We start from the raw sequence: 26,118 nt of genomic DNA on the forward strand, positions 1-26,118 counted from the left end.
CCTAGCCCGCCGCCGGACGGCGGGCGGGATCAGCGGGCCGGATGGCGAGCAGCGCGAGGTCGTCCTCCAGACGGTCCACGGCGGTGACCAGCCGGTCGCAGAGTTCGGCCACCGGGAGCCGGTCCCCGCCGGCGAGCCGTCCGACCAGCTCGTCGAGGCCCTCGTCCAGCGACCGGTCCCGCCGCTCGACCAGCCCGTCGGTGTAGAGCAGCAGCGTGTCGCCGGGCGCCAGGGCGGCCTGCCGTACGGTCCGCCGGGTCGGGCGGGCCAGGCCGAGCAGCGTCTCCCGCTGCCCGGACAGCACCTCCACCCCGCCCCCGGCCCGCACCAGCATCGGCGGCGGGTGGCCGGCGTTGCACCAGGTGACCGAGAGGCCCCCGGTCGCGTCGCGCCGCAGCCGGGCCAGCACGGCGGTGGCGACGGTCGGGATCCGCAGCCCGCGGATCATCTCGTCCAGCCGGGTCATCTGCTCGGCCACCGAGTCGTTGCGGCCGAAGGCGTTGCCCCGGACCAGGTTGCGCAGCTGGCCCATGGTCGCCGCCGCCTCGATGTCGTGCCCGGCGACGTCGCCGATCGCGGCGATCACGTCGCCGTCGGGCTGGACGAACGCGTCGTACCAGTCCCCGCCGACCTCGACCCGGTCCGCCACCGGCAGGTACCGGGCGATCACCTGCACCCCGGACGGCTGCGGCAGCTCGGGCAGCATGCTGTGCTGGAGCACCTCGGCGACGTGCCGCTGCTCGCCGTACATCCAGCTGTTGCCCACGGCCTGGCCGGCCCGGCGGCCGATGTCCTGCGCGGTGTAGAGGTCACGCTCGTCGAACGGCCGCCGGCCCGGCCCGTTGACCAGGGTGATGCAGCCGAGCACGGCGCCGAGACCGGGTGCGGTGATCGGCACGCTCAGGTGCGAGGCGAAGCCGAGCCGGTCGGCCAGGGCGGGCAGCTCCGGCGCGCTGCTGCCCCGCGCCACGTCGGCGACCGTGCCGGCGCTGACCAGCACCGGCTTCCCGCTGCGCAGCACCGAGCGGGTGATCGAGCTGGGCGTCAGGCCGGTGGTCATCAGCGCGGCGAAGCGGTCGGCCTCGTCGGCCCGGGTCTCGTCCCGGTGCACCGCCGAGACGGTACGCGGGTCGCCGTTGCGGTCGGCCAGCGTCACCAGGCACCAGTCGGCCAGCAGCGGCACCATCGCGTGGCTCAACCGGTGGATCGAGGTGGCCGCGTCGAGGGTGCCGGTGATGGTCTCGCTCATCCCGGCCAGCATGGTGAGCCGCTCGTGGGCCTCCTCGGCCCGCCGCCGGGCGTCCTCCGCGCTCTCCAGGGCGATCCGCAGCCGCAGCTCGGAGGAGCAGGCCGCGGCGAGGTCCGACAGGGTGCGCAGCTGGTCGGCTGTCCAGGCCCGTGGCTTGCTGTCGATCGCGCAGAGCGAGCCGAGCACCCGACCGTCGAGGTCGGTCAGCGGCATCCCGGCGTACGCCACCACACCCAGGTCGTTGATGGCGAGGTTGTCACGGACCCGGGGGTAGAGCCGGGCGTCCGGCAGCACCAGCGGGATCCGGATGTCGACCACGTGCTGGCAGAACGAGTGGGTAAGCGGGGTCTGCCGCTGCTCGGCCCAGGGCTCGGGCAGGCCGACCGCGCCGGGAAAGAACTGCCGGTCGGCGTCGACCAGGGAGACCAACGCCACCGGTACGTCGAGCAGCGCGCCGACCAGCCGGGCGAACCGGTCGAAGGCTTCGTCGGGGCGGTTGTCCAGGCCGGTCTCGGTGAGGGCGCGCAGCCGGTCCGGGTCGGCCAGCACCGCGTCCGGGGCCCGGGGCGGTCCGGCCCGGCGGGCGGGGGAGGCGTCGGTCATGGGCCTCCTTCTCGGCCGCGGCGTCGGACGGTGTTCCGATCCTCCGTTATACCCGCTCGACGTCGGCGCCTCGCGGGCCGTGCTGCGGCGGGACCGCTATCGTCGGCTGACGTGAAGGTGTGGATCCCCCATGAGGTCGGTCGTGAGCTGCTCGGCGAGCTGCCCCCGGGTGTCACGGTGGAGGTGGCGGCCGACCTGGACCGGCCGCCGTCGGACCCGGCGGGCGTGCGGTTCTGGGTGCCGCCGTTCCTGTCCGCCGGCGACGTGACCGGCCAGTTGCGCCGGCTGCCCGACCTGCGGGTGGTGCAGTTGCTCACGGCGGGCGCGGACGTGTTCGCCGGCCGGGTCGGGCCCGGGGTGACCCTCTGCGACGGCCGGGGCGTGCACGACTCGTCCACCGCCGAGTGGGTGGTCACCGCGATCCTGTCCCAGCTGCGCGGCTTCCCCGCGCTGGCCCGGGCGCAGGCCCGCCGGGAGTGGGCGTACGCCGAGGTCGCCCCGACCGACGAGCTGGCCGGCAAGCGGGTGCTGATCGTCGGCGCCGGGTCGATCGGCCGGGCGGTCCGCGACCGGCTGGCGCCGTTCGAGGTCGAGTTCACCCTGGTCGCCCGGACCGCCCGCCCCGAACAGAGGGTGTATCCGGTCGACGAGCTGCCGCGGCTGCTGCCGGCGGCGGACGTCGTGGTGGTGCTGGTGCCGCTGACCGACCGGACCCGGGGGCTGATCGACGAGACGTTCCTCGCCGCCATGCGGGACGGCGCGTTGCTGGTCAACGCCGCCCGTGGCCCGGTGGCCCGGACGTCGGCGCTGGTCGCCGAGCTGTCCACCGGGCGGCTGCGGGCCGCCCTGGACGTCACCGACCCGGAGCCGCTACCGGCCGACCATCCCCTGTGGGAGCTGCCGAACGTGCTGCTCACCCCGCACGTGGCCGGCTCGGTGCGGGGGCTGCTGCCGCGGGCGTACCGGCTGGTGGGCGCGCAGCTGGGCCGGTTCGTCGCCGGTGCGCCGTTGGCCAACGTGGTCGCCGACGGCTACTGACCGGGTCCGGCGTCGACGTCGGCGTCGGGGAGGCGCTGGCCGGTGGCCGACACGAGGCGGGGCAGGTCGTCGCGGCGTACCGCCGGCAGCACGAACTCCCCGCCGTCGGCGAGCCGCACGACGGCCCGGCCCCGGGCGTCGGCGGTCAGCTCGCGGACCCGGTCCCAGGGGATGCGGCGCTGCCCGGTGAGCGCCCGCAGCCGCAGCTCCGCGCGGTCGGCGTCGGTGCCCGCCCGGGCCGCCCAGAACGCGACGGCCAGTGGCACGAGCAGCACGGGCAGCAGGTACCACCGGGCGGTGGCCAGCGGCAGCGCGCCGACGAAGGCGACGATCGCGGCGACCAGGATCGCCTGGTTGTGCCGGAAGCGGAGGGTGTCGGCGCGGCTCACCGTCGAATGATCCCACCCCGGGTGCCGCCCGCCGGCGCCGGGCGGAAGCGGGGGTGACCGGAACCATCGGGTGACCTGGATCACCGAATCGGCCTCGTAACCTTCCGGCGCTCGGATCGTTGGCACGGTGAGCGTGCCGGGTCCGCAACCCCGTGCCCGCCTGACCGCCCCGTGTCCCCCTCCACGAAGGCGACCACCGTGCCGTTCGCGTACCCCCGCCGCGAGACCGACCACCGACCGCCGCTGCCGGAGGCGGTCGTGCTGGCGGTGGCGGCCCTGCTCCTGCTCACCTCGGCGGCCGGGCTGGTCCCGCCGCTGTCCGCCGTCGCGCTCGCCGGCGCGGCGGGCGCCGTGCTGGCCGGCGTACGGCTGTCCGGGCTGGTGGCCCGCGGCGGGGCGCCCCCGCCGGCCGGCCGGCTCGCCCGGCGCCGGGCCGTGCGCCGCCGCGTCGTCTGGCTGCTCGACGCCGCCGTGGCGACGGCCGGCCTGACCACCGCGCTGCCGGCCCTGGTCGCTCCGGCGCACCGGCCGGCGGTCGTCGCCGGTGGGCTGGCGCTGACCGGTCTGCTGCACGCCGGCGCGCTGATCCTGCTGCCGGCACGCGCCCGGCCGGCCCGGCGGGTCCGGCTGCGGCGGGCGGTGGACGTGCTGAGCCTCGGCGTGAGTCTGGCCTTCGCCGGCTGGGTCCTGCTGCCGCCCGGCGAGCTGCCGCCCGGGGTGCGCGAGCTGACCGTGGCCGGAGCGGCGCCGCTGGCGGTGCTCGCTGGCGGCGCGCTGGCCGACCGGCGGCACCGGCCCGGTGCGGCGCTCTGCCGGGCCGGGGCGGCGGCCACCCTGCTCGGCCTCGGCGCTTTGCTGGTGCTGCTGGTCCTCCGCGCGCCGGACCGGGCGGCCCTGCTCGCCGTGCCGCCGGTGCTGGCCGGTGCGCTGGCCGTCGCGGCCGGCGCCGGGCGGCTCGCCGGTGGCGACCCGCCCCGGCCGGCGGCGGGCCGGGGGTGGCCCGTGGTGGCCGCGCCCGCCGCGGTCGCCACCCTGGCCGCCGGCTGGCACGCCTGGGTGGTGGGGGAGCTGGACCGGCCCGCCGTGCTGCTCGGCCTGACCGTCATCCCGCCGCTGGTGGCCCGGGATCTCCTCGCCGCCACCGACGCCCGGCGGCACGCCGAGCGGTTGCGCGCCCAGGAGGCCCGCTTCCGGGCGCTGGTCTCCGGCGGGCACGACCTGGTGCTGCTGCTGGACGAGACGTTGCGGGTGCGCTGGCAGTCCCCGGCCGCGGCCCGGTTGTTCGGGCTCACCGACGCGGACGTGCTGGACCGCCCGGTGACCGACCTGCTGCATCCGGCGGACGTCCCGCGCGCGGCCGAGCTGCTGGCCGGGGTGCTCGCCGGCACCCCGCCGCCGCTGCTGACGGCCCGGCTGCGCGGCGGGGACGGCGGCTGGCGGGAGACCGAGTCCACGGTGACCGACCAGCGCGGGGTGGCCGAGGTGGGCGCGCTGGTGCTGCACATGCGGGACGTGGGCGAGCGGCGGCGGCTGGAGCGGGCGGTGCACCGGTTCGCCGCGACCGACCAGCTCACCGGGCTGGCCAACCGGGTGGAGCTGCTGCGGGCGCTGGCCGCCGGCCGGCGCACCGGCGCCCTGCTCGTGGTGGACCTGCACGGCGTCGGCGGGGTCAACGACACCAGCGGCCGGGCCGCCGGGGACGCGGTGCTGGTCCAGGCCGCCGACCGGCTGCGGTCGGCGGTCGGGCCCGACGGCCTGGTGGCCCGGCTGGCCGCGAGCGAGTTCGCGGTGGTCACCACCGCCGGCCCGGTGCTGGCGTACGCGCTGGGGACCCGGCTGCTGACCGCGCTGGCCGAGCCGTACCCGCTGCCCGGTGGCGCCGTCCGGCTGGCCGCCAGCATCGGGCTGGCGGAGCTCGTTGACGCCGGGCCGGAGGACGTGCTGCGCCAGGCGGACCTGGCCCGCCGCCGCGCCACCCAGCTGGGCCGCAACCGGCTCGAGTGGTACGACGGCTACCTGGAGGAGCAACTGGTCCGCCGGCTGGACCTGGAACGGGAGCTGCCCGGGGCGGCCACCCGGGGCGAGCTGGATCTGGTCTACCAGCCGGTGCTGGGGCTGGCCGACGGCTGCCCGGTGGGCACCGAGGCGTTGGTGCGCTGGCGCAGCCCGGCGCTGGGCACCGTGCTCCCCGCCGAGCTGCTGCCGGTCGCCGCGGACCTCGGGCTCGCCGGTGAGCTGGGCCGGTGGGTGCTGGGTCGGGCCTGCCGGCAGCTCGCCGACTGGGCGGAGGCGGGCTCGCCGCTCTGGATGGCGGTCAACGTGACGCCGGCGGAGCTGGCCGGGGCGGACTTCGTCGAGCGGACCGCGGCGGTGCTGGCCGAGCACGGGGTGCCCGGCGAGCGGCTGGTGATCGAGGTGGCCGAGCCGCTCTCCGCCGCCGATCCGGCCGCCGTGGTGGCCCGGCTGGCCGGCCTGCGGTCACTGGGGGTGCGGATCGCGCTTGACGACTTCCGGGCCGAGCACGCCTCACTGGCGCAGCTGCGCCGGCTCCCGATCGACCTGCTCAAGGTGGACCCGGACGTGGTGGGCGGGGCGGACGACCGGCAGCGCGTGCTGCTCGACGTGGTGGTCAGCCTGGCCGACCGGCTGGGGGCGGCGGTGACGGTCGAGCGGCTGGAGTCGCCGGCCCAGGTGGAGCGGGCGCGCCGGGCCGGCTGCCGCTACGGGCAGGGCTTCGCGCTGGCCCGGCCGGCCACCGCGGAGCGGGTCGAGGCGTACCTGGAGGAGTTCCCGTCCACGTCCCGGTGAAGGCGGCCGGTGGGGCCGGTTGCTGAACCGGTTCAGCTGGCCCGGGGCGGGGCGGTGCTGCCGCGCGGGGTGAGGTGCGCGGTCTCGTCCTGGAGCCCGCCCACCCGCTCGCCGGCGATCACCGCGAGCAACTGCCGGGCGGCGTGCGCCCCGTGCGCCGGGATGTCCCGGCCGAGCGCGGTCAGCGGCGGGTGCACCAGCTGGCAGAGCGGGGAGTCGTCCCAGGCCACGATCGACAGGTCGCCGGGCACCTGGAGGCCCATCTCCTGCGCCACCGACAGGCCCGCTATCGCCATCACGTCGTTGTCGTAGATGACCGCGGTGGGGCGCTGCGCCGAGCTGAGCAGGCGGCGGGTGGCCCGGGCGCCCTCCTCGCCGGTGTAGTCGGACCAGACGGTGGTGGACTCCGTCAGCCCGAGCCGGGCGCAGACCTCGGCGAAGGCGTCGGTGCGGATCTCGGTGTGCAGCAGCGACGGCAGCCCGCCCACCCGGGCGATCCGCCGGTGGCCGAGGGCGACCAGATATTCCACCGTCTCGGCCAGCGCGGCGGCGTCGTCGGACCAGATGCTGGCCAGGCTGCCGGTGTGCCCCGGGCCGCCGATCACCACGGCCGGGAGCTGGAGCTCCTCCAGCGCCGCCACCCGCCGGTCGTCGGTGCGCAGGTCGCAGACGAACACCCCGTCCACCCGGCGCTCGGCCCACCAGCGGCGGTAGACCGCGATCTCGGCCTCCTGGTCGGCCACCACCTGGAGGGTCAGCGCGTACGAGCGGGCCGACAGTTCGGCCTCGACGCCGCTGATCAGCTCCATGAAGAACGGCTCGATGCCGAGGATCCGGGCCGGCCGGCACAGCGCCAGGCCGACCGCCTTGGCGGTGGCGCCGGAGAGCGCCCGGGCGGCGCTGCTCGGACTGAAGCCGATCTCCTCGGCGATGGCGAGGATCCGTCGACGGGTGGCCTCGGACACGCCGGGCTGGCCGTTCAGCGCGTACGACACCGCGCCCTTGGAGACCCCGGCGCGCCGGGCGACATCGGCGATGGTCGGCCGCTTCACCGGTGTGCTCCTCCAACTGTCCGGCCCCTCCGGGGGCGGGTCGGTCGCGCCGCCGGGGTCTCCGGCGGCCACTCACGCTAGCGCAGGCCCGCTCGGTGTTGATCGAGACGGTGACTTGCGCGGTTAAGCGTACGGCCTGCCCGGTCCGCCGCTGCGGGCGGTGCCCGTTCACTACTGCGCGAAAAAGCGCTCCACCACGCATGGTCGCGCTCCCAGTCGGTCCGGGCGGTTACGGCACGGCCACGGAGTTAACCGGCCGTTGACACTGCGGGAGGCCGACCGTACGGTGGCTCCACTTACACGGTTCAGTCAACGCTTCTCGATGTCGGGAGCGTTCCCATCTGTTCGGAGGGTGAGATGAAACGGTCCTGGGCGCGGTGGGCCCGCGCGGTCGCCGTGGGCACGGTCGGTCTGAGCCTGGTCGCCGCGTGCAGCGGCAAGAGCACCACCGGCGGCTCGGGCTCCGACGGCACGGTCACACTGAAGATCAGTTTCTGGGGGGACTTCGGGCTGACCGAGCTGAAGACCAAGTACGAGGCGGAACACCCCAACGTCAGGATCCAGCTCAACTCCGGCGAGTACAACGCCCAGCACGAGGACCTGCAGAAGAAGCTCGTCGCCGGCAACGGCGCGGCGGACATCGCGGCGATCGACGAGGGCTTCATGGTCCAGTTCCGCAGCCAGTCCGACAAGTTCGTCAACCTGCTCGACAAGGGCGCCGCCGACTACGAGAGCAAGTACCTGCCCTGGAAGTGGAAGCAGTCGCTGTCGGCCGACGGCAAGACCCAGATCGGCCTCGGCACCGACGTCGGCGGCCTGGCCATGTGCTACCGCACCGACCTGTTCAAGGCCGCCGGCCTGCCCACCGACCGGGACCAGGTCTCCGCCCTCTGGCCCACCTGGGACAAGTTCATCGAGGTCGGCCAGCAGTACACCGGCAAGACGAAGAAGAAGTTCATCGACGCCGGCACCAACCTGTTCAACCCGATCCTCGGCCAGCAGCAGGTCGGCTTCTATGACGAGCAGGAACAGCTCCAGATGGAGCAGGGCCCGAAGGTCGCCTTCGACTACACCGTCAAGGCGATCCAGGCCGGGCTCTCGGCCAACCTGGTCAGCTTCCAGGCGGACTGGGACAAGGGCTTCACCAGCGGCGCCTTCGCCGTGCTCGCCTGCCCGGCGTGGATGCTCGGCCACATCAAGGACACCGCCCCCGGCACCCAGGGCAAGTGGGACATCGCCGCGGTGCCCGGCGGCGGCGGCAACTGGGGCGGCTCGTTCCTGACCATCCCCAAGCAGGGCAAGCACGTCGACGAGGCGTACAAGCTGCTGGAGTGGCTGGTGCAGCCGGCGCAGCAGATCGAGATCTTCAAGCAGGTCGGCAACCTGCCGTCCCAGCCGGCGCTCTACTCCGACCCGGCGATCGCCGAGTTCAAGAACCCGTTCTTCAACAACGCCCCGGTCGGCCAGATCTTCCCCAAGATGGCGCAGGGGCTGACCCCGCAGTACCTCGGCAAGAAGAACGGCCCGACCCGGGTCGAGGTGGAGGACGTCATCCGCCGGGTGGAGAACAAGACCCTGAAGCCGGAGGCCGCGTGGCCGGAGGCGGTCAAGGCCGCCGAGAAGGCCCAGAAGTCCTGACCGGCCGCTGACCGGCGGCGGAACGGGACCCGCTGTCCCGCTCCGCCGCCGGCACCCGCCCCCGTACCCACCGACTCTTCGGCCCTGGAGTGTTTCCCATGTCCACCACGCGTGCCGCGCCCGCGCCGCCCGGCCGCCGTTCCGCGTCCCCGCGCGGCGGCTCCGGGGCCGACGAACGGCGAGTGACCTGGCGCAACCGGCTGTACCGCTTCGACGTGCGCTACATGCCGTACCTGATGATCGCCCCGTTCTTCCTGCTCTTCATCGTCTTCGGGCTGTTCCCGCTGCTGTTCAACGGCGTGGTCTCGCTGCGCAACTACCGGCTGGACGACCCGACGCTGCCGTACTGGGCGGGCGGGGCGAACTTCACCCGGCTCTTCGGCGACGAGGACTTCTGGAACGCCCTCTACAACACCTTCGGCATCTTCCTGCTCTCCTCGGTGCCGCAACTGCTGCTCGCCCTGGTGGTCGCCGCGTTGCTCAACCGCAGGCTGCGGGCGCAGACCTGGTGGCGGGTCGGCATGCTGCTGCCCTACATCACCCCGATCGTCGCCTCGACCATGGTGTTCAGCGTCTTCTTCTCCCGCGACTTCGGCATGGCCAACTGGGGGCTCGGTCTGTTCGGCATCGGCGGCGGCGACACCCCGATCGACTGGCGCGCCGACAAGCTGCACTCCTGGATCGCCGTCGCCACGATGGTCAACTGGAAGTGGATCGGCTACAACGCCCTGCTCTACCTGGCCGCCATGCAGTCCATCCCGCGCGACGTCTACGAGGCCGCCGCGATCGACGGTGCCGGCCCGTGGCGGCAACTGTGGCGGATCACCGTGCCGATGATCCAGCCGATCGTCGTCTTCACCGTGGTGCTGTCCACCATCGGCGGGCTCCAACTGTTCACCGAGCCGATGCTGTTCGACCTCAACGCGCAGAACGCGCGCGGCGGGCCGAACGGCGAGTGGCAGACCATCGCGCAACTCATCTACAAGGTGGGCTGGAAGGACCTGAACCTCGGCTACGCCGCCGCGATGAGCTGGGCGCTGTTCCTCATCATCCTGATCGTCGCCGGCATCAACTTCCTGCTCACCAACCGACTCTCCGGAGGGCGCAAATGACCGCCGTGACCGTGCCGCCGCCCGCCGCCGCCCCGGTCAGGCGGCGTCGGGCGGCGCTGCTGGGACGGGCGCCGCAGGACACCCCGGCCGGGATCGGGACGTACCTGCTGCTCGCGGTGACCATGCTGTTCGCCGCGTTCCCGCTCTACTGGATGTTCGTCATCGCCACCAGCACCGACGAGGCGCTGGCGAAGCTGCCGCCGGCCGTGCTGCCCGGCGACCGGTTCCTGGTGAACCTGCGCGAGGTCTTCTCCCTCCAGGACGTCTACTTCGCCGCCTCGCTTGTCAACAGCGCGATCGTGTCGATCGTGGTGACCGCGTCGGTGCTGTTCTTCTGCTCGCTGGCCGGCTTCGCCTTCGCCAAGCTGCGCTTCCGCGGCAGCAACGCGCTGATGGTCTTCGTGGTACTCACCCTCACCGTGCCGAACCAGCTCGGCATCGTCGCGCTGTACATCGTGATGGGCAAGCTCGGCTGGAACGGCACCCTGCTCGCCGTCATCGCGCCGGGCCTGGTCACCGCGTTCGGGGTGTTCTACATGCGGCAGTTCATCGTCAACAGCGTCCCCGACGAGCTGGTCGAGTCCGCCCGGATGGACGGCGCCAGCACCATGCGGGTGTACGCCAACATCGTGCTGCCGGCGATCCGCCCCGCCCTGGCCGTACTCGGCCTGCTCACCTTCGTGGCCACCTGGAACGACTTCCAGTGGCCGCTGATCACGCTCAGCGGCACCGACTACCCGACCTCGATGGTGGCGATCTCCGACCTGGCCAGCGGCAACTACGTCATCTACCGTCGGGTGCTGGCCGGCGCGTTCGTCGCCACCATCCCGCTGCTGGTGATGCTCTTCATCGGCGGCCGGCAGATCGTCCGCGGCATCATGGAAGGCGCGGTGAAGGCGTGAGCGCGAGCCGACACACCCTGCACGAGGGTTGGCGGCTGCGGGCCGTACCCGGTCCCCAGGTGCCGGCGGAGATCGCCGGCCGCTCGGTGCCGGCCACCGTGCCCGGATCGGTGCACACCGACCTGCTGGCCGCCGGCCTGATCCCCGACCCCTACCTGGACGACAACGAGACGGCGCTGACCTGGATCGGGCGCACCGACTGGGTGTACGAGACCACGGTGGACCGGCCGCCGGGCGACGACGACCGGGTGGACCTGGTCTGCGCCGGCCTGGACACGGTCGCCACGATCACCCTCAACGGCACCGAGGTCGGCCGCACCGCCAACCAGCACCGGGGCTACCGGTTCGACGTCGGGGCGCTGCTGCGGCCCGGCGCGAACCTGCTCAGCGTCCGCTTCGACTCGGCGTACCGCTACGCCGAGGCGCAGCGGGACCGGCTCGGCGACCGGCCCAACGCGTACCCGGAGCCGTTCAACTTCATCCGGAAGACGGCCTGCAACTTCGGCTGGGACTGGGGGCCGACGGTGGTGACCGCCGGCATCTGGCAGGAGATCGGCCTGCACGGCTGGTCCACCGCCCGGCTGGCCACCGTCCGCCCGCTGGTCACCATGGCCGGCGACACCGGCCGGGTGGAGCTGCACGTCGAGGTCGAGCGGGCTATGGCCGGGCCGCTGGTGGTCCGGGCCGCGGTCGGCGGCGCGGACGCCGAGGTCACCGTCGGAGCGGGGGAACGCACCGCCGTCGCCACCCTCACCGTCCGCGACCCCGCCCGCTGGTGGCCGATCGGGTACGGCGACCAGCCGCTGTACGACCTCGAGGTGACCCTGTGCGCCCCCGACGGCCGGGTCCTCGACGGCTGGTCCCGCCGGATCGGCTTCCGGTCGGTACGCCTCGACACCACCCCCGACGCGCACGGCACCCCGTTCACGCTGCACGTCAACGACGTGCCGGTCTTCGTCCGGGGCGTCAACTGGATCCCCGACGACGCCTTCCCGAACCGGGTCACCCGGGACCGGCTGGCGCGACGCTTCGCGCAGGCGGCCGGGGCGAACATCAACCTGCTCCGGATCTGGGGCGGCGGCCGGTACGAGTCCGACGACTTCTACCAGCTCGCCGACACCCTCGGGCTGCTGGTGCAGCAGGACTTCCTCTTCGCCTGCGCCGCGTACCCGGAGGAGGAGCCGCTGCGCGGCGAGGTCGAGGCGGAGGCCCGGGAACAGGTCACCCGGCTCGCCGGGCACCCGTCGCTGGTGCTGTGGACCGGCAACAACGAGAACATCTGGGGCTGGCACGACTGGGACTGGCAGCGGCCGCTGGCCGGGCGCACCTGGGGGCGGGGCTACTACCTCGACCTGCTGCCCCGCGTCGTCGGCGAACTCGACCCGACCGTCCCGTACTGGCCGGGCAGCCCGTGGTCCGGGCGTGAGGACATCCACCCCAACGACCCGGCGCACGGCACCATGCACATCTGGGACGTGTGGAACGACGACGACTACACCAAGTACCGGGAGTACGTGCCCCGGTTCGTCGCCGAGTTCGGCTACCAGGCGCCCCCGGCGTATGCCACCCTGCGCCGGTCCATCTCCGACGAGCCGCTGGCGCACGACTCGCCGGGCATGACCCACCACCAGAAGGCGATCGACGGCGACCGCAAGCTCCAACGCGGGCTCGACGCGCACCTGCCGGAGCCGGCCGACTTCGACGACTGGCACTACCTGACCCAGCTCAACCAGGCCCGGGCCATCGCGCTCGGCGTGGAACACTTCCGGTCGCACCGGCCGGTCTGCATGGGCACCATCGTCTGGCAGCTCAACGACTGCTGGCCGGTCACCTCCTGGTCCGCGATCGACGGCGACGGCCGGCGCAAACCCCTGTGGTACGCGCTGCGCCGGGCGTACGCCGACCGGCTGCTCACCGTGCAGCCGCGCGACGGCGGGCCGGCGCTGGTGGCGGTGAACGAGACCGCGCGGCCGTGGCGGGCGGCGGCCACGGTCACCCGGCGCACCCTGGCCGGGGAGCCGAGGGCGAAGACCACGGTCGACCTCGACGTCCCGGCGTACTCCTCGGTGGTGCTGGCGCTGCCGGCGGAGCTGGCCCGGCCGGACGAGGCCCGGCGGGAGCTGCTGGTCGCCGAGGCGGGGGAGAGCGCGGAGCGGGCGCTGTGGTTCTTCGCCGAGGACCGCGACATCGACTGGCCGGCGGCGGAGTGGGACGCGACGGTCGAACCGGCGGACGGCGGCCAGCGGGTGCGGGTGACCGCGCGGACGGTGCTGCGCGACCTGACCCTCTTCCCCGACCGCCTCGACCCGTCCGCCGAGGTCGACGAGGCGCTGGTGACGCTGCTCCCGGGCGAGACCGCGACGTTCACGGTGACGGCCGACGCGCCGCTCGAACCGGCGGCGCTCACCGCCCGCCCGGTGCTGCGCTGCGTCAACGACTGAAAGGAGGGGCCCCTTGTTAACGCATTTTGCATAGCAAGGGGCCCCTGTTAACACCTCAGCGAGGGCCCCGCCTTTCGGGCTAGCAGCGCACCACGAAACTTGATCCGTAGGTCCACCGCAGGGTGGCCACCGAGTACCACTCCCGCTGCCAGTAGCGGAACGTGATCCGGTAGAGGTACGCCCGGTCCCAGGAGACGGCCTGCCCGACGTACCGTTCGGCATCGGACGTCGTCGGGAAGCGGTCGACGCTGCTGGTGCAGGCCACGGTGCCGAATCCGTCGGTCGTAGGGATGGTGGCGCTGGAGATCAGCGTGCCGCCGGAGCACTTGGCCACGAGGCTGGACGCGTAGTACCAGGTCGACCCGGTCAGCTCCTGCTTCATCCAGTACCGGTAGTCGTAGCCGGCGGTGGTCCGGGCGCCGACATTCGACCAGGTCACGGCCACCGGGTGGCCGACCCCCGGCGGGATGCTGTAGCCGTTGGTGACGCAGAGCGGATCGCCGGCCAGTGCTGCGGACCGAGCCGACGCGGGGGCCGTCAGGGCCGTGGGAACGGCCAGGCCCAGCAGCAGGCCGAGCGCCAGGAGCAGCGCCGACGGGCGGCGACGGCGGGAGACGGGTTGGGGTTGGCGGCAGGACACGGATCACCTCCGTTGGTGGTACGGAAGGATCGGGCGACGGTGCCCGGGTGCCGCAATAATAGACCGATATCTATGCTCGGTTCGACGGGTGTTAAGCGGGGCCCCCTGCTATGCAGAATGCGTTAACAGGGGGCCCCTCCGTTCACTCGGGGACGCGGCGGTAGGCGCCGTCGCTGGCCGAGGTGGCCATCGAGGCGTACGCGCGCAGCGCCGCGGAGACCGGGCGTTGCCGGTCGGTCGGCGTGTACGGCCGGTCGCGCTTCTCCTGCGCCACCCGGCGGGCGTCGAGCACGTCGGGCGCCACGTCGAGCGTGATCGACCGGCCGGGGATGTCGATGACGATCTCGTCGCCGTTCTCGACCAGGGCGATCAGCCCGCCGGAGGCGGCCTCGGGGGAGACGTGCCCGATGGACAGGCCGGAGGTGCCGCCGGAGAACCGGCCGTCGGTGAGTAGCGCGCAGGCCCGGCCCAGCCCTCGGCCCTTGAGGAACGAGGTGGGGTAGAGCATCTCCTGCATGCCGGGCCCGCCCTTCGGGCCCTCGTACCGGATCACCACCACGTCCCCGGCGACGATCTCCTTGGCCAGGATGGCGGTGACCGCGTCGTCCTGCGACTCGTACACCTTGGCCGGGCCGCGGAAGGTCAGGCACTCCTCGGGCACCCCGGCGGTCTTGACCACGCAGCCGTCCGGCGCGAGGTTGCCGTGCAGGATGGCCAGCCCGCCGTCGGCGCTGTAGGCGTGGGAGAGGTCCCGGATGCAGCCGCCGGCCGCGTCGGTGTCCAACGAGGACCAGCGGTTGTCGGTGGAGAAGGGTTCGGTGGTGCGCACCCCGCCCGGCGCGGCGTGGAACAGCTCGACCGCCGCCGGCTTCGGTGAACCGCCCCGGACGTCCCAGTCGGCAAGCCACTGGGCCAGCGAGGGGGAGTGCACCGCGTGCACGTCCCGGTGCAGCAGGCCGGCGCGGTCCAGCTCGCCGAGGATGGCCGGGATGCCACCGGCCCGGTGCACGTCCTCCATGTGGTACTGCGGCGAGTTCGGCGCGACCTTGGCCAGGCACGGCACCCGGCGGGAGATCTCGTCGATGTCGGCGACGGTGAAGTCCAGCTCGGCCTCGCGGGCGGCGGCGAGCAGGTGCAGGATCGTGTTGGTCGAGCCGCCCATCGCCACGTCCAGCGCGACGGCGTTCTCGAACGCGGCCCGGGAGGCCACCGTCCGGGGCAGCACCGTGGCGTCGTCGTCGTCGTACCAGCGCTTGGCGATCTCCACGGCGGTCCGGCCGGCCTCCAGGAAGAGCGACCGGCGGGCGGCGTGGGTGGCCAGGGTCGAACCGTTGCCGGGCAGCGCCAGGCCGATCGCCTCGGTCAGGCAGTTCATCGAGTTGGCGGTGAACATGCCGGAGCAGGAGCCGCAGGTCGGGCAGGCGGAGCGTTCGATCTCGCCGAGCTGGTCGTCGGTGACCGCCTCGTTGGAGGAGGCGATCATCGCGTCGATCAGGTCGATCTTGGAGTGCACGACGCCCTCGATCGCCACCGTCTTGCCGGCCTCCATCGGCCCGCCGGAGACGAAGACGGTGGGGATGTTGAGCCGCAGCGCGGCCAGCAGCATGCCCGGCGTGATCTTGTCGCAGTTGGAGATGCAGACCAGGGCGTCCGCGCAGTGCGCGTTGACCATGTATTCCACCGCGTCGGCGATCAGCTCCCGGCTGGGCAGGGAATAGAGCATCCCGCCGTGCCCCATCGCGATGCCGTCGTCGACCGCGATGGTGTTGAACTCCCGGCCCACCCCGCCGGCCTCGGCCACCGCGTCGGCGACCAGGCCACCGAGGTCCTTGAGGTGTACGTGGCCGGGGACGAACTGGGTGAAACTGTTCGCGATGGCGACGATCGGCTTACCGAAGTCGTCGTCGGTCATCCCGGTGGCCCGCCACAGGGCCCGGGCGCCGGCCATCGTCCGACCGTGCGTGGAGGTCTTCGACCGCAGCTCAGGCATGCCTACCAGTCTTGCACCGTCGGGCCGGGGCGCCGCCCCCGCGCGACCCGTGTCCCAACAGTTGCACACCCGGTGCCCCACGGGCGGCGCCCATCCGGCACAGTTGAGGGCGTGCAGCCCCCGCCGAGCATGGTCGCCGCAGCGATGCTGAGCGGGCTGGTCGCCGCCGGTTCCGTCGCCGTGCAGGCCCGGTCCGCCGGCCGCCGGGCCGGCGCGCACCGCAGGGCCCACCTGCTGCTCACCGTCGCGGCGGGGATCGCGCTGGTCAGCCTGGTGGTCGGGCTCGTGGTCACGCTCACCGTCGCGGACAGCTGGGGCGAGCAACAGGGCATGCGTACGGCCTGGGCCACGGTGATCGCCGCCGGCGGCGCCCTCGGCGGCCTGGCCTTCTGCGCCGGCCTGCTCCGGCTGCCCGGCGCGGCCACCACCCGGGCGGTGACCGCCCGGCTGGTCCTCGACGGCCTGGTCCTGGCGACCGCGCTCTGGTTCGTCGGCTGGGTGCTCTGCGCCGAGCCGACCCGGCTGCTCGGCGGGGCCACCCCGGACGGGTGCCCGCCGATCCTGCTCGCCTCGGTCAGCGCCGCGCTCACCACCGGCCTCGCGCTGATCGTGGTCCTGCGCTCGGCCGCGCCGCGGCGCCGGCTGGCCCTGCTGGGCGTGGGCGGCTCGGTGGCCACCTGGGCCGCCCTCGCGGTGGCCGGCGCGCTCTGCGTCGGCGGGCCGGCGGTGGTCGTCGTCGCCGGCGCGGTCGCCGCGGCCGCCCTGGCGGCCTGCGCGGTGGCGGTGCGCCGGGTGGGACCGGCCGGCCAGCTGGACGTCGACCCGATCGGCCGGGACGGCGGGTACGCCTTCGTGCCGATGTTCGGCATGGCCGCCTCGGCGATCTACCACGTGGCGCAGGGCGGCGGCTTCGCCCTGCCGGCCATCGTCGCCGGCAGCCTGGAGGGCTTCGCCCTGGTCGCCCGGCAATACCTCACCCTCAACGACGTGCGCGGGTACGCGGACCGGCTGGCCGAGCGGGAACGGCACTTCCGCGAGCTGGCGCACACCGACCCGCTGACCGGGCTGGCCAACCGGCGCGGCCTGCTGCGGGCGCTGCACCGGTGCGCCGAGGCCGGGGTGCCCTGCGTGCTGCTCGTGCTGGACCTGGACGGCTTCAAGAACGTCAACGACATGCGGGGGCACGACGTCGGCGACGCGGTGCTGGCGGAGGTGGGCCGGCGGCTGCGCGGCAACCTGCGCCCCGGCGACCTGGCCGCCCGGCTCGGCGGCGACGAGTTCGCGGTCCTGGTGCACGGCCGTCCGGCCGAGGCGGACCCGGTCGCCGAGCGGCTGCTCGGGCTGCTCGGCCTGCCCTACGAGCAACCGGACCGGCCGGTCTTCCTCTCGGTCAGCATCGGGGTGGCCGGCCAGCCCGACGCCCCGGACGTGGAGCTGCTCCAGCGCAACGCCGACCTGGCCCTGCGCTACGCCAAGCAGCGCGGCAAGAACCGGATCGAGCGCTACGACGTGGCATACGACCAGCTGCTGCGCCGGCGCACCACGCTGGAGCACGAGTTGCGCGGCGCGATCGAGCGGGACGAGCTGCGGCTGGCCTTCCAGCCGGTGGCCTCGCTGCCGTCGGTGCGCCCGGTCGGCGCCGAGGCGCTGTTGCGCTGGCACCACCCGGAGCTGGGCAACGTCCGGCCGGACGAGTTCATCCCGCTGGCCGAGGAGTGCGGCATGATCGCCACGCTCGGCGCCTGGGTGCTGCACCAGGCCTGCTGGCAGCTGTCCCGCTGGCTGGCCGACGGGCACGACGTCTGGGTCTCGGTGAACGTCTCGCCGCGCGAGCTGCACGCCCCGGAATACGTGGTGCAGGTGACCGACGCGCTGCGCGCCCACCACGTACCGCCCCAGCGGCTGGTGCTGGAGGTGACCGAGCACGCGGTCGCCACCGACCTGGACGAGCTGATCCGGCGGCTGACCGCGCTGCGCCGCACCGGCGTGCGGATCGCCCTGGACGACTTCGGCGCCGGCTACTCGTCGCTGGGCCAGCTGCGCCGGCTGCCGATCGACATCCTCAAGATCGATCATGGGCTGGTCGCCGAGCACGAGCCGGTGCGTCCCGTGGACCGGGACGGCCCGGCGTTCGCCCCGATGGTGGACATCGTCATGCGGCTCGGCCACCAGCTCGGGCTGGAGGTGATCGCCGAGGGGGTCACCACGCCGACCGAGCTGGCCGCGGTGGTGGCCGCTGGCTGCCGGTTCGGGCAGGGCGCGCTGTTCGGCTGGGGCGTACCGGCCGAGCACCTGGAGGCGATGCTGGAGGCGGCCACCTCGCCGGGAGCCCGGCCGGCACCGCTGCCGGCGCTGCCCGCCCAGCGGTCCGGCGAGCCGGCGGGAAGCGGATCTCCGCAGGTGGAACCGCGTGCCGACGGCACCCGTCCGGGTGATCCGTCGCAGTCTGTGAACCAAAATGTGGGATCAGTTGACTCATCGCGTGAGATGCGTCAGGCTTGACCGCATGTCGTCCCCGTGGTCGCCGCGAGTACTTATCTGAGCGCACTCTCCCTCGTCGAGAGTGCGCTGGCCCCGTGCGTTCTGCACGTGGGCTTTTTTGTTGCCGCCGATAACCCGCCGGGGCGGGCCCGACCCGCCTCGCACCGCCTGCGTCAGCCCCATCACTTCAGTCGAAGGTCGCAACCGCCATGACGAGACCCACGCCCGAGACCCTCGCCCACTCCGCCCGCCGGGCCCGCGCCGCCGCCGAGCACTCCGGCGCCGCCGAGCACACCCCGGCCCCGCGCACCACCGCCGTCCCGGCCCCGCCGGCGGTACGGCAGGCCGCCCCGGCCCCGGTCTCCGGCGCCGGCTCGCTGGTCCGGTCCCTGGAGGCGCTCGGCGTCGACGTGGTCTTCGGCATCCCCGGCGGCGCGATCCTGCCCGCGTACGACCCGCTCTACGACTCCACCGTCCGGCACATCCTGGTCCGGCACGAGCAGGGCGCCGGGCACGCCGCCACCGGCTACGCCCAGGCCACCGGCAAGGTGGGCGTCTGCATGGCCACCTCCGGGCCGGGCGCCACCAACCTGGTCACGCCGATCGCCGACGCGTACATGGACTCGGTGCCGCTGGTCGCGATCACCGGGCAGGTGGCGCGGCCCTCGATCGGCACGGACGCCTTCCAGGAGGCGGACATCCAGGGCATCACCCTGCCGATCACCAAGCACAACTTCCTGGTGCAGAGCGCCGAGGAGATCCCGCAGGTGCTCGCCGAGGCGTTCCACCTGGCCGCCACCGGCCGGCCCGGCCCGGTCCTGGTCGACATCCCCAAGGACGTGCTCCAGGCGCAGACCAGCTTCGCCTGGCCGCCGACGCTGGACCTGCCCGGCTACCGGCCGACCCTGCACCCGCACGGCAAGCAGATCCGCGAGGCGGCCCGGCTGATGACCACCGCCCGCCGCCCGGTGCTGTACGTCGGCGGCGGCGTGCTCAAGGCCGGGGCCACCGAGAGCCTGCGCCGGCTGGCCGAGCTGACCGGCATCCCGGTGGTCACCACCCTGATGGCGCTTGGCGCGTTCCCCGACTCGCATCCGCAGCACCTGGGCATGCCCGGCATGCACGGCACCGTCGCCGCGGTCTACGGCCTGCAACGCTCCGACCTGATCGTGGCGCTCGGCGCCAGGTTCGACGACCGGGTGACCGGCAAGCTGGACTCGTTCGCCCCGGACGCCACCGTGGTGCACGCCGACATCGACCCGGCCGAGATCGGCAAGAACCGGCACGCGGACGTGCCGATCGTCGGCGACGCCCGGCACGTGATCGAGGAGCTGATCGCCGCGGTGACGGTGGAGCAGTCCGCCGGCCACCGGGCCGACCTGGGCGACTGGTGGACCCAGCTCGACGACCTGCGCGAGCGTTACCCGCTCGGGTACGAGGAGCCGGCCGACGGCACGCTCAGCCCGCAGCACGTCATCAAGCGGCTCGGCGAGATCGCCGGCCCGGACGCGATCTACGTGGCCGGGGTGGGCCAGCACCAGATGTGGGCCTCGCAGTTCATCTCCTACGAGAAGCCGTACACCTGGTTGAACTCCGGCGGTCTCGGCACCATGGGCTACGCGGTGCCGGCGGCGATGGGCGCCAAGGTCGGCAAGCCGGACACGGTGGTCTGGGCGGTGGACGGCGACGGCTGCTTCCAGATGACCAACCAGGAGCTGGCGACCTGCGCCCTGGAGGGGATCCCGGTCAAGATCGCCGTGATCAACAACGGCAACCTCGGCATGGTCCGGCAGTGGCAGACGCTCTTCTACAACGAGCGCTACTCCAACACCGAGCTGGGCACCCACAAGCACCGCATCCCGGATTTCGTCAAGCTCGCCGAGGCGCTGGGCTGCGTCGGGCTGCGCTGCGAGACGGCCGAGGACGTGGACCGCACGATCGAGGCCGCCATGGCGATCAACGACGCCCCGGTCGTCATCGACTTCGTGGTCGGCAAGGACGCCATGGTCTGGCCCATGGTGGCCGCCGGCACCAGCAACGACGAGATCATGTTCGCCCGGGGCGTGCGCCCGGCCTTCGATGAGGACGACATCTAACTATGACGATGCATACGCTCTCCGTGCTGGTGGAGAACAAGCCGGGCGTGCTGGCCCGGGTCTCCGGGCTCTTCTCCCGGCGCGGCTTCAACATCGACAGCCTCGCCGTCGGCGAGACGGAGAACCCGGACGTCTCCCGGATCACCATCGTGGTCAACGCCGAGTCGTCCCCGCTGGAGCAGGTGACGAAGCAGCTCAACAAGCTGGTCAACGTACTCAAGATCGTCGAGTTGGACCCGCAGGTGTCGGTGGCCCGGGAGCTGCTGCTGGTGAAGGTCCGCGCGGACCGCGCCGCCCGCGCGCAGGTGCTGGAGACGGTCAGCCTGTTCCGCGCCCGGGTGGTCGACGTCGCGCCGGACACGCTGACCATCGAGGCCACCGGCACCCCGGACAAGCTCGACGCGCTGCTGCGCGACCTGGAGCCGTTCGGCATCAAGGAGATGGTCCAGTCCGGACTGGTGGCCATCGGGCGCGGCTCGCGGTCGATCACCGCCGGTCCCGCGCTGCGCGCCGCCTGAACCCGACGGCGCCCGCGCGCCGCCGCCAACCGCAAGAGCCACGACGGGCCGCCCGGGCCGCCGTACGAAAGGGAAGTCCATGAGCGTTGAGGTGTACTACGACGACGATGCCGACCTGGGCGTGATCCAGGGCCGCAAGGTCGCGGTGATCGGGTACGGCAGCCAGGGGCACGCCCACGCGCTGTCGCTGCGTGACTCCGGCGTCGACGTGGTGATCGGCCTGCCGGCCGGTTCGAAGAGCCGGCCGAAGGCCGAGGAGCAGGGCCTGCGGGTGCTCACCCCGGCCGAGGCGGCGGCCGAGGCCGACGTGATCATGATCCTGGCCCCGGACACCGCCCAGCGGAAGCTCTACGCCGACGCGATCGCCCCGAACCTGGCCCCCGGCAAGGCGCTCTTCTTCGGCCACGGCTTCAACATCCGGTACGGCCTGATCAAGCCGCCGGCCGATGTGGACGTGGCGATGGTCGCCCCGAAAGGCCCCGGTCACCTGGTCCGCCGCCAGTACGTCGACGGCAAGGGCGTGCCCTGCCTGGTCGCCGTCGAGCAGGACCCCAGCGGCAACGCCTTCGCCCTCGCCCTGGCGTACGCGAAGGCGATCGGCGGGACCCGGGCCGGCGCGATCCGGACCACCTTCACCGAGGAGACCGAGACCGACCTCTTCGGTGAGCAGGCGGTGCTCTGCGGTGGCGCGGCGGCGCTGGTGCAGACCGGCTTCGAGGTGCTCACCGAGGCCGGCTACGCCCCCGAGGTGGCCTACTTCGAGTGCCTGCACGAGCTGAAGCTCATCGTCGACCTGATGTACGAGGGCGGCATCGCCCGGATGCGCTACAGCATCTCCGACACCGCCGAGTACGGCGACCTCTCCCGCGGCCCCCGGGTCGTCGACGCCCGGGTCAAGGAGGAGATGCGCAAGATCCTCGGCGAGATCCAGTCCGGCGAGTTCGCCCGCGAGTGGGTGGCCGAGGACGAGGCGGGCCGCCCCAACTTCGCCAAGTGGCGGGCCGAGGGCGCGGCGCACCCGATCGAGGAGACCGGCCAGAAGCTGCGCGCCATGATGAGCTGGGTGGACCGGCCGATCACCGAGACCGCCTGACGACGTTCCCGGCACGGGGGCCCGCGGCCCGCGACCCGACGCTCTCCCCGGCTCGGGTCGCGGGCCGCACCGTCCCCCGCGAGCCCGGTTACCCCCGGACGCGGCGTGCGGGGCTGTCCGCGCGCCAGGGCCACACCCCGGCTGCGGCAGGTCGGGTCTTCCGTGCGCCGGGTTGCCCCGGCTTGCCGCAGGTCGGCCTCTCCGCGCGGGGTGGCCCCGGCTTGCCGAAGGCTGGGCTTTCCGCGCGCCGGGTGGTCCCGGCTTGCCGCGGGCTGGGCTTTCCGCGCGCCGGGTTACCCGGCCTGCGGCGTGCTGGTCGATCGCCGCGCGCCGGCTCACCTGATGGGACCGGGTGACGGACGCCTCGGCGGCCGGTGCTGGGCGGCGCGGGGGCGGCCCGCGCGGTGAACGGGGGATGACCGACATGCGACAACCCTGTGTGAGGGCCCTCACCTCCCGGTCCGGGACACGTCTCCCGGTATGCCCCCTACGATCGCCTGTAGGTGCCGCAGCCGGCACCTGACGGCCACGGCACGGACCAGCGTCGGGCGCAGCGCGGCGTCCCGGGGCACCAGGCCGACCAGAACGAGCGTCTACGAGGACCGATGAATCCTGTCGTACTGATCGCCGAAGAACTCGCTCCCGCCGCCATCGAGGTGCTCGCGCACGACTTCGACGTGCGCCACGTCGACGGCACCGACCGCCCGGCTCTGCTCTCCGCGCTCGCCGCGGCCGACGCGGTGATCGTACGCAGTGCCACCCAGATCGACGCCGAGGCGATCGCCGCGGCGCCCCGGCTGAAGGTGGTGGCCCGGGCGGGCGTCGGCCTGGACAACGTCGAGGTGCCGGCGGCCACCGCCCGGGGTGTGATGGTCGTCAACGCCCCCACCTCGAACATCGTCTCCGCCGCCGAGCAGGCCGTCGCGCTGCTGCTCGCCGTCGCGCGGAACACCGCCAGCGCCAGCGCCGCGCTCAAGGCCGGCGAGTGGAAGCGGTCCAAGTACACCGGCGTCGAGATCCAGGGCAAGACCGTGGGCGTGGTCGGCCTCGGCCGCATCGGGGTGCTCTTCGCGTCGCGCATCGCCGCGTTCGGCACCCGGCTGATCGCCTACGACCCGTACATCCAGCCGGCCCGCGCCGCGCAGCTCGGGGTGCGCCTGGTCGGCCTGGAGGAGCTGCTGCGGGAGAGCGACTTCATCTCCATCCACCTGCCCAAGACCCCGGAGACCGTCGGCCTGATCGGGGAGAAGGAGCTGGCGGTCGTCAAGCCCGGCGTCCGGATCGTCAACGCCGCCCGGGGCGGTCTGGTCGACGAGCAGGCCCTCGCGGACGCGATCGCCGAGGGCCGGGTCGCCGGCGCCGGCGTCGACGTGTACGCCAAGGAGCCGTGCACCTCCTCGCCGCTGTTCGCCTTCGACAACGTGGTGGCCACCCCGCACCTGGGCGCCTCCACCGCCGAGGCGCAGGACAAGGCGGGTCTGGCCGTGGCCAAGAGCGTCAAGCTGGCGTTGCAGGGCGAGTTCGTGCCGGACGCGGTGAACGTGCAGGCCGGTGGCGTGGTCGCCGAGGACGTCCGGCCGCTGCTGCCGCTGGCGGAGAAGCTCGGCCGGGCCTTCACCGCGGTCGCCGGCGGGGTGGCCGCCGCCGTCACCGTCGAGGTGCGCGGCGAGATCGTCAACCACGACGTGTCGGTGCTCAAGCTCGCCGCCACCAAGGGGCTGTTCAGCTCGGTGGTGGAGGAGCAGGTCACCTACGTCAACGCGCCGCACCTGGCCGCCGACCGGGGCGTCGAGGTCACCCTGGACACCCGGACCGAGACCGTCGAGGATCCGATCCTGGTGACCGTGCGCGGCGCGCTGCCGGACGGCCGGACGGTAAGCGTCTCCGGCACCGTCACCCAGGCCGGCGCCCGGGACGTCATCAAGCTGACCGAGGTGGACGGCTTCGACGTGGAGATCGGCGCGGAGGGCATCCTGGTCTTCCTGCGCTACGCGGACCGGCCGGGCGTGGTGGGCACCGTCGGCACGCTGCTCGGCGCGGCCGGCGTCAACATCGCGGCGATGCAGGTGGCCCGCCGGGAGGCCGGCGGCGAGACGCTGATGACGCTCACCGTCGACCAGGCCCTCGGCGCGGACCTGCTCACCGAGGCGGCCGACTCGATCGGCGCCACCTCGGCCAGCGCGGCGGACCTGCGCGACGAGTAGTCCACCCAGGACGGATCGCGGGGGCTCGGCCGGCAGGTCGGGTCCCCGCGTCGTATGTCCAGGCCCGCGCCCCGACGTGGACGCACGGGGCGACGGCCGGTCGCCGCCGGGCGGCGCCGGATCGGCGGACCGGACGGTCAGCCGGCGGCGGCGCGGGTCGGCGGGGGATAGACCGAGCCGTCCTGCGCGTCGAACAGCATCAGGCCGTGCTCGCCGGCCAGCCGCTCGATGTCGAGCAGCACCTGGTCGGTGCAGGTCGGGAAGAGATTCATCTCGACGTGGTCGCCGGCCGCGTGCAGCGGGGCGACCTCCCACGGGGTGTCCGGCCGGGACGGTCGGTCCGGGTAGGTGGCGGTGATCGCCCGGTAGAAGCCGACGACCCGCGGGTCGGGGTGGCGGTCGGTGTGCCGGCCCGCGCGGCACTGTTCCACCGCGACCCGCACGTCCGCCGGGGTGGCCCCGTCCGGCAGGGCCCACACGCTCAGATCGAAACTCACGGCGGACAGGGTGCCATCCGGCGACCGTGCGGCGAAAACCGCCCCGCCGCTGGTCGACTGTCAGGTAACGGAAACGTGATGACCGGACGGTCCGGTGTGGAGACTCTTGCGTCGAGTTGCGTCGATTCGCTAGCGTACGGGGGCGGTTGCCGGCTGGGCGGGACGTCGGGCCCGTCTTCGGGTGGCGCGGCCTCACGTTCGACCACCGGTCCGCACCCCTCGATTGCGCGAGCCACGCGCACTCGTCGCTGACCGGCCCCTGCGGTCTTTGCCGAGATCGTGGGGGCCGATCGCGGATCGGCTCCGCGCGCGTCAGCGGTGGTCGGCGAGCAGCGCCCGATAGTCGGAACCGCTGTGGAACCAGGACAGCCCGGCCGGCCCGGCCGCGTAGAGGGCGGTCGCGTAGGCGTCGGCCACGGCCAGGTCCGGCCCGACCACGGTCGCCGCCACCAGGTGCTCGGCCGGTTCGCCGGTGTGCGGGTCGACCACGTGCCCCCGCCGCCCGGTGACCCCCGAGGTGCCGACCGCGCCCGCGGTCATCTCCAGCACCATCGGTGGGCGGCGGCCGTCGGTGGGGTGGTGCACCGCCACCCGCCACGGGCCGCCGTGCGCGGCGTGGCCGCGTACCACGAGGTCGGCGCCGGTGAGCACGGCGTAGTCGTGGATGCCGGCGGCGCGCAGCCGGGCCGCGGCCCGCTCCACCGCCCAGCCGCCGAGCAGGCCGCCCGGGTCGAACCCGCCGGGCACGGCCCAGGCGTCGAACCAGCCGTCGGTGGCGGCGCGCATCGCGGCGCACCGGTCCACCAGGTCGGCCAGCGGGGGGTACGAGTCCGCGCTGATCTCGCCCCGGCGCAGCCGGGAGACCAGGCTCTCCGGTCGGGTCGGGCCGTAGGTCAGGTCGATCGCGCGCAGCTCGGCGACGGCGTCGCGCAGCGCGTCCCCGACCGCCTTGTGGCCGAACCACTCCGGGGCGTTGAGCAGGATCGTGTACTCGGCGGTGGCGGTGCGCACCGGATGGTGGACGGCGAGCCGGTCGCCGGCCGGACCGACGATCCGCTCCACGTGCTGGTTGCGGGCACCGAGGCGCAGGTCGGGCCGCCGCCCGTGGTATGCGGGCTGGGCCACCCAACGGTTCGCCGGGCGGTCGGTCGTCCAGGTCGTCCGTGGTTGCTCGTCCATCCGCATCGCAGCGCTCCTTCGCCGACGCGCCGCAGCGGTGCGGCGGTCCGGTCACGGGCCCCGAAGACCCGCTCACCGAGCAGCCTAGGCAGCGGAGATGACCGGTCCATGAATGCCACCTGGGAGCCTGCTGTGCATCCATCCCTCCCATATTGTGGAAGGCTCGTACCGGGAGGCGGGACGCCGAC

Annotated in this window: 18 protein-coding genes; 11 read left to right on the forward strand and 7 right to left on the reverse strand. The window is 73.6% G+C overall.

Going from position 1 to position 26,118, the window contains the following annotated elements:
• Position 1: 1 nt before the first annotated feature.
• Positions 2–1,852, reverse strand: coding sequence for a SpoIIE family protein phosphatase (locus tag K7640_RS03125; protein WP_222953160.1), 1,851 nt, complete (start codon positions 1,850–1,852; stop codon positions 2–4).
• A 111-nt stretch (positions 1,853–1,963) separates the two neighbouring features.
• Between K7640_RS03125 and K7640_RS03130 the strand changes: the two genes are divergently transcribed.
• A complete protein-coding gene (locus K7640_RS03130) occupies positions 1,964–2,890 on the forward strand; it encodes a 2-hydroxyacid dehydrogenase (protein WP_222953161.1) in 927 nt (308 codons plus the stop codon).
• Here the strand turns inward: K7640_RS03130 and K7640_RS03135 are convergent.
• Entirely contained in the window at positions 2,884–3,279 is a 396-nt protein-coding gene (locus K7640_RS03135; RefSeq protein ID WP_222953162.1) for a PH domain-containing protein, read from the reverse strand. The genes K7640_RS03130 and K7640_RS03135 overlap by 7 nt on opposite strands.
• Before the next feature lie 171 nt (positions 3,280–3,450).
• Between K7640_RS03135 and K7640_RS03140 the strand changes: the two genes are divergently transcribed.
• A complete protein-coding gene (locus K7640_RS03140) occupies positions 3,451–6,087 on the forward strand; it encodes an EAL domain-containing protein (protein ID WP_308042436.1) in 2,637 nt (878 codons plus the stop codon).
• A gap of 32 nt (positions 6,088–6,119) precedes the next feature.
• Here K7640_RS03140 and K7640_RS03145 read toward each other — a convergent pair whose 3' ends face one another.
• Positions 6,120–7,139 (reverse strand): LacI family DNA-binding transcriptional regulator, encoded by a 1,020-nt coding sequence (locus K7640_RS03145; RefSeq protein WP_222953163.1) that lies wholly within the window; start codon positions 7,137–7,139, stop codon positions 6,120–6,122.
• 357 nt (positions 7,140–7,496) lie between these two features.
• Between K7640_RS03145 and K7640_RS03150 the strand changes: the two genes are divergently transcribed.
• The 4 genes from K7640_RS03150 (at position 7,497) to K7640_RS03165 (ending at position 13,232) form a co-directional block, all read left to right on the forward strand.
• Entirely contained in the window at positions 7,497–8,777 is a 1,281-nt protein-coding gene (locus K7640_RS03150; protein ID WP_222953164.1) for an ABC transporter substrate-binding protein, read from the forward strand.
• A 98-nt stretch (positions 8,778–8,875) separates the two neighbouring features.
• On the forward strand, positions 8,876–9,889 hold the full coding sequence (locus tag K7640_RS03155; protein ID WP_222953165.1) for a carbohydrate ABC transporter permease: 1,014 nt from the start codon (positions 8,876–8,878) through the stop codon (positions 9,887–9,889).
• Positions 9,886–10,791 (forward strand): carbohydrate ABC transporter permease, encoded by a 906-nt coding sequence (locus K7640_RS03160; protein WP_222953166.1) that lies wholly within the window; start codon positions 9,886–9,888, stop codon positions 10,789–10,791. The genes K7640_RS03155 and K7640_RS03160 overlap by 4 nt, the downstream gene beginning before the upstream one ends.
• Complete coding sequence (locus tag K7640_RS03165; RefSeq protein WP_222953167.1) at positions 10,788–13,232, forward strand: glycoside hydrolase family 2 protein; 2,445 nt, start codon at positions 10,788–10,790, stop codon at positions 13,230–13,232. The genes K7640_RS03160 and K7640_RS03165 overlap by 4 nt, the downstream gene beginning before the upstream one ends.
• 79 nt (positions 13,233–13,311) lie before the next feature.
• Here the strand turns inward: K7640_RS03165 and K7640_RS03170 are convergent, their stop codons facing one another.
• Both K7640_RS03170 and ilvD read right to left on the reverse strand, forming a co-directional pair.
• Positions 13,312–13,872, reverse strand: a complete 561-nt coding sequence (locus tag K7640_RS03170) for a hypothetical protein (RefSeq protein ID WP_222953168.1) — start codon at positions 13,870–13,872, stop codon at positions 13,312–13,314.
• A 142-nt stretch (positions 13,873–14,014) separates the two neighbouring features.
• Positions 14,015–15,862 (reverse strand): dihydroxy-acid dehydratase, encoded by a 1,848-nt coding sequence (gene ilvD / locus K7640_RS03175; protein WP_222953169.1) that lies wholly within the window; start codon positions 15,860–15,862, stop codon positions 14,015–14,017.
• Between the two features lie 111 nt (positions 15,863–15,973).
• On the opposite strand from ilvD, the gene K7640_RS03180 reads away from it, so the two are divergent.
• From K7640_RS03180 to serA, 5 genes are all read left to right on the forward strand, one after another.
• Positions 15,974–18,364 carry a putative bifunctional diguanylate cyclase/phosphodiesterase gene (locus K7640_RS03180; protein ID WP_374198048.1) on the forward strand — a complete coding sequence of 797 codons (2,391 nt, stop codon included), beginning with the start codon at positions 15,974–15,976 and terminating at the stop codon, positions 18,362–18,364.
• A 188-nt stretch (positions 18,365–18,552) separates the two neighbouring features.
• Entirely contained in the window at positions 18,553–20,439 is a 1,887-nt protein-coding gene (locus tag K7640_RS03185; protein ID WP_222953170.1) for an acetolactate synthase large subunit, read from the forward strand.
• Between the two features lie 2 nt (positions 20,440–20,441).
• The gene (gene ilvN, locus K7640_RS03190) at positions 20,442–20,957 is read left to right on the forward strand and encodes an acetolactate synthase small subunit (protein WP_120726558.1); all 516 of its coding nucleotides are present in this window, start codon (positions 20,442–20,444) and stop codon (positions 20,955–20,957) included.
• A 79-nt stretch (positions 20,958–21,036) separates the two neighbouring features.
• Positions 21,037–22,050: a ketol-acid reductoisomerase gene (gene ilvC, locus K7640_RS03195; RefSeq protein ID WP_222953171.1), complete on the forward strand. Its 1,014-nt coding sequence runs from the start codon at positions 21,037–21,039 to the stop codon at positions 22,048–22,050.
• A 605-nt stretch (positions 22,051–22,655) separates the two neighbouring features.
• Complete coding sequence (serA, locus tag K7640_RS03200; protein WP_222953172.1) at positions 22,656–24,254, forward strand: phosphoglycerate dehydrogenase; 1,599 nt, start codon at positions 22,656–22,658, stop codon at positions 24,252–24,254.
• 137 nt (positions 24,255–24,391) lie between these two features.
• On the opposite strand, the gene K7640_RS03205 is transcribed toward serA, so the two are convergent.
• A complete protein-coding gene (locus tag K7640_RS03205) occupies positions 24,392–24,751 on the reverse strand; it encodes a hypothetical protein (RefSeq protein ID WP_222953173.1) in 360 nt (119 codons plus the stop codon).
• Positions 24,752–25,063: 312 nt separating this feature from the next.
• Positions 25,064–25,936: an FAD:protein FMN transferase gene (locus K7640_RS03210; protein ID WP_222953174.1), complete on the reverse strand. Its 873-nt coding sequence runs from the start codon at positions 25,934–25,936 to the stop codon at positions 25,064–25,066.
• Between the last annotated feature and the right edge of the window lie 182 nt (positions 25,937–26,118).

This window comes from Micromonospora sp. PLK6-60 (assembly GCF_019890675.1).
Taxonomy (GTDB): domain Bacteria; phylum Actinomycetota; class Actinomycetes; order Mycobacteriales; family Micromonosporaceae; genus Micromonospora.

Bases quoted from the DNA above. Each gene is read 5' to 3' on its own strand.
- K7640_RS03125 (WP_222953160.1), bottom strand. From the start codon at position 1,852: ATGACCGACGCCTCCCCCGCCCGCCGGGCCGGACCGCCCCGGGCCCCG.
- K7640_RS03150 (WP_222953164.1), top strand. From the start codon at position 7,497: ATGAAACGGTCCTGGGCGCGGTGGGCCCGCGCGGTCGCCGTGGGCACG.
- K7640_RS03155 (WP_222953165.1), top strand. From the start codon at position 8,876: ATGTCCACCACGCGTGCCGCGCCCGCGCCGCCCGGCCGCCGTTCCGCG.
- K7640_RS03160 (WP_222953166.1), top strand. From the start codon at position 9,886: ATGACCGCCGTGACCGTGCCGCCGCCCGCCGCCGCCCCGGTCAGGCGG.
- ilvD (WP_222953169.1), bottom strand. From the start codon at position 15,862: ATGCCTGAGCTGCGGTCGAAGACCTCCACGCACGGTCGGACGATGGCC.
- K7640_RS03185 (WP_222953170.1), top strand. From the start codon at position 18,553: ATGACGAGACCCACGCCCGAGACCCTCGCCCACTCCGCCCGCCGGGCC.
- ilvN (WP_120726558.1), top strand. From the start codon at position 20,442: ATGACGATGCATACGCTCTCCGTGCTGGTGGAGAACAAGCCGGGCGTG.
- ilvC (WP_222953171.1), top strand. From the start codon at position 21,037: ATGAGCGTTGAGGTGTACTACGACGACGATGCCGACCTGGGCGTGATC.
- serA (WP_222953172.1), top strand. From the start codon at position 22,656: ATGAATCCTGTCGTACTGATCGCCGAAGAACTCGCTCCCGCCGCCATC.
- K7640_RS03210 (WP_222953174.1), bottom strand. From the start codon at position 25,936: ATGCGGATGGACGAGCAACCACGGACGACCTGGACGACCGACCGCCCG.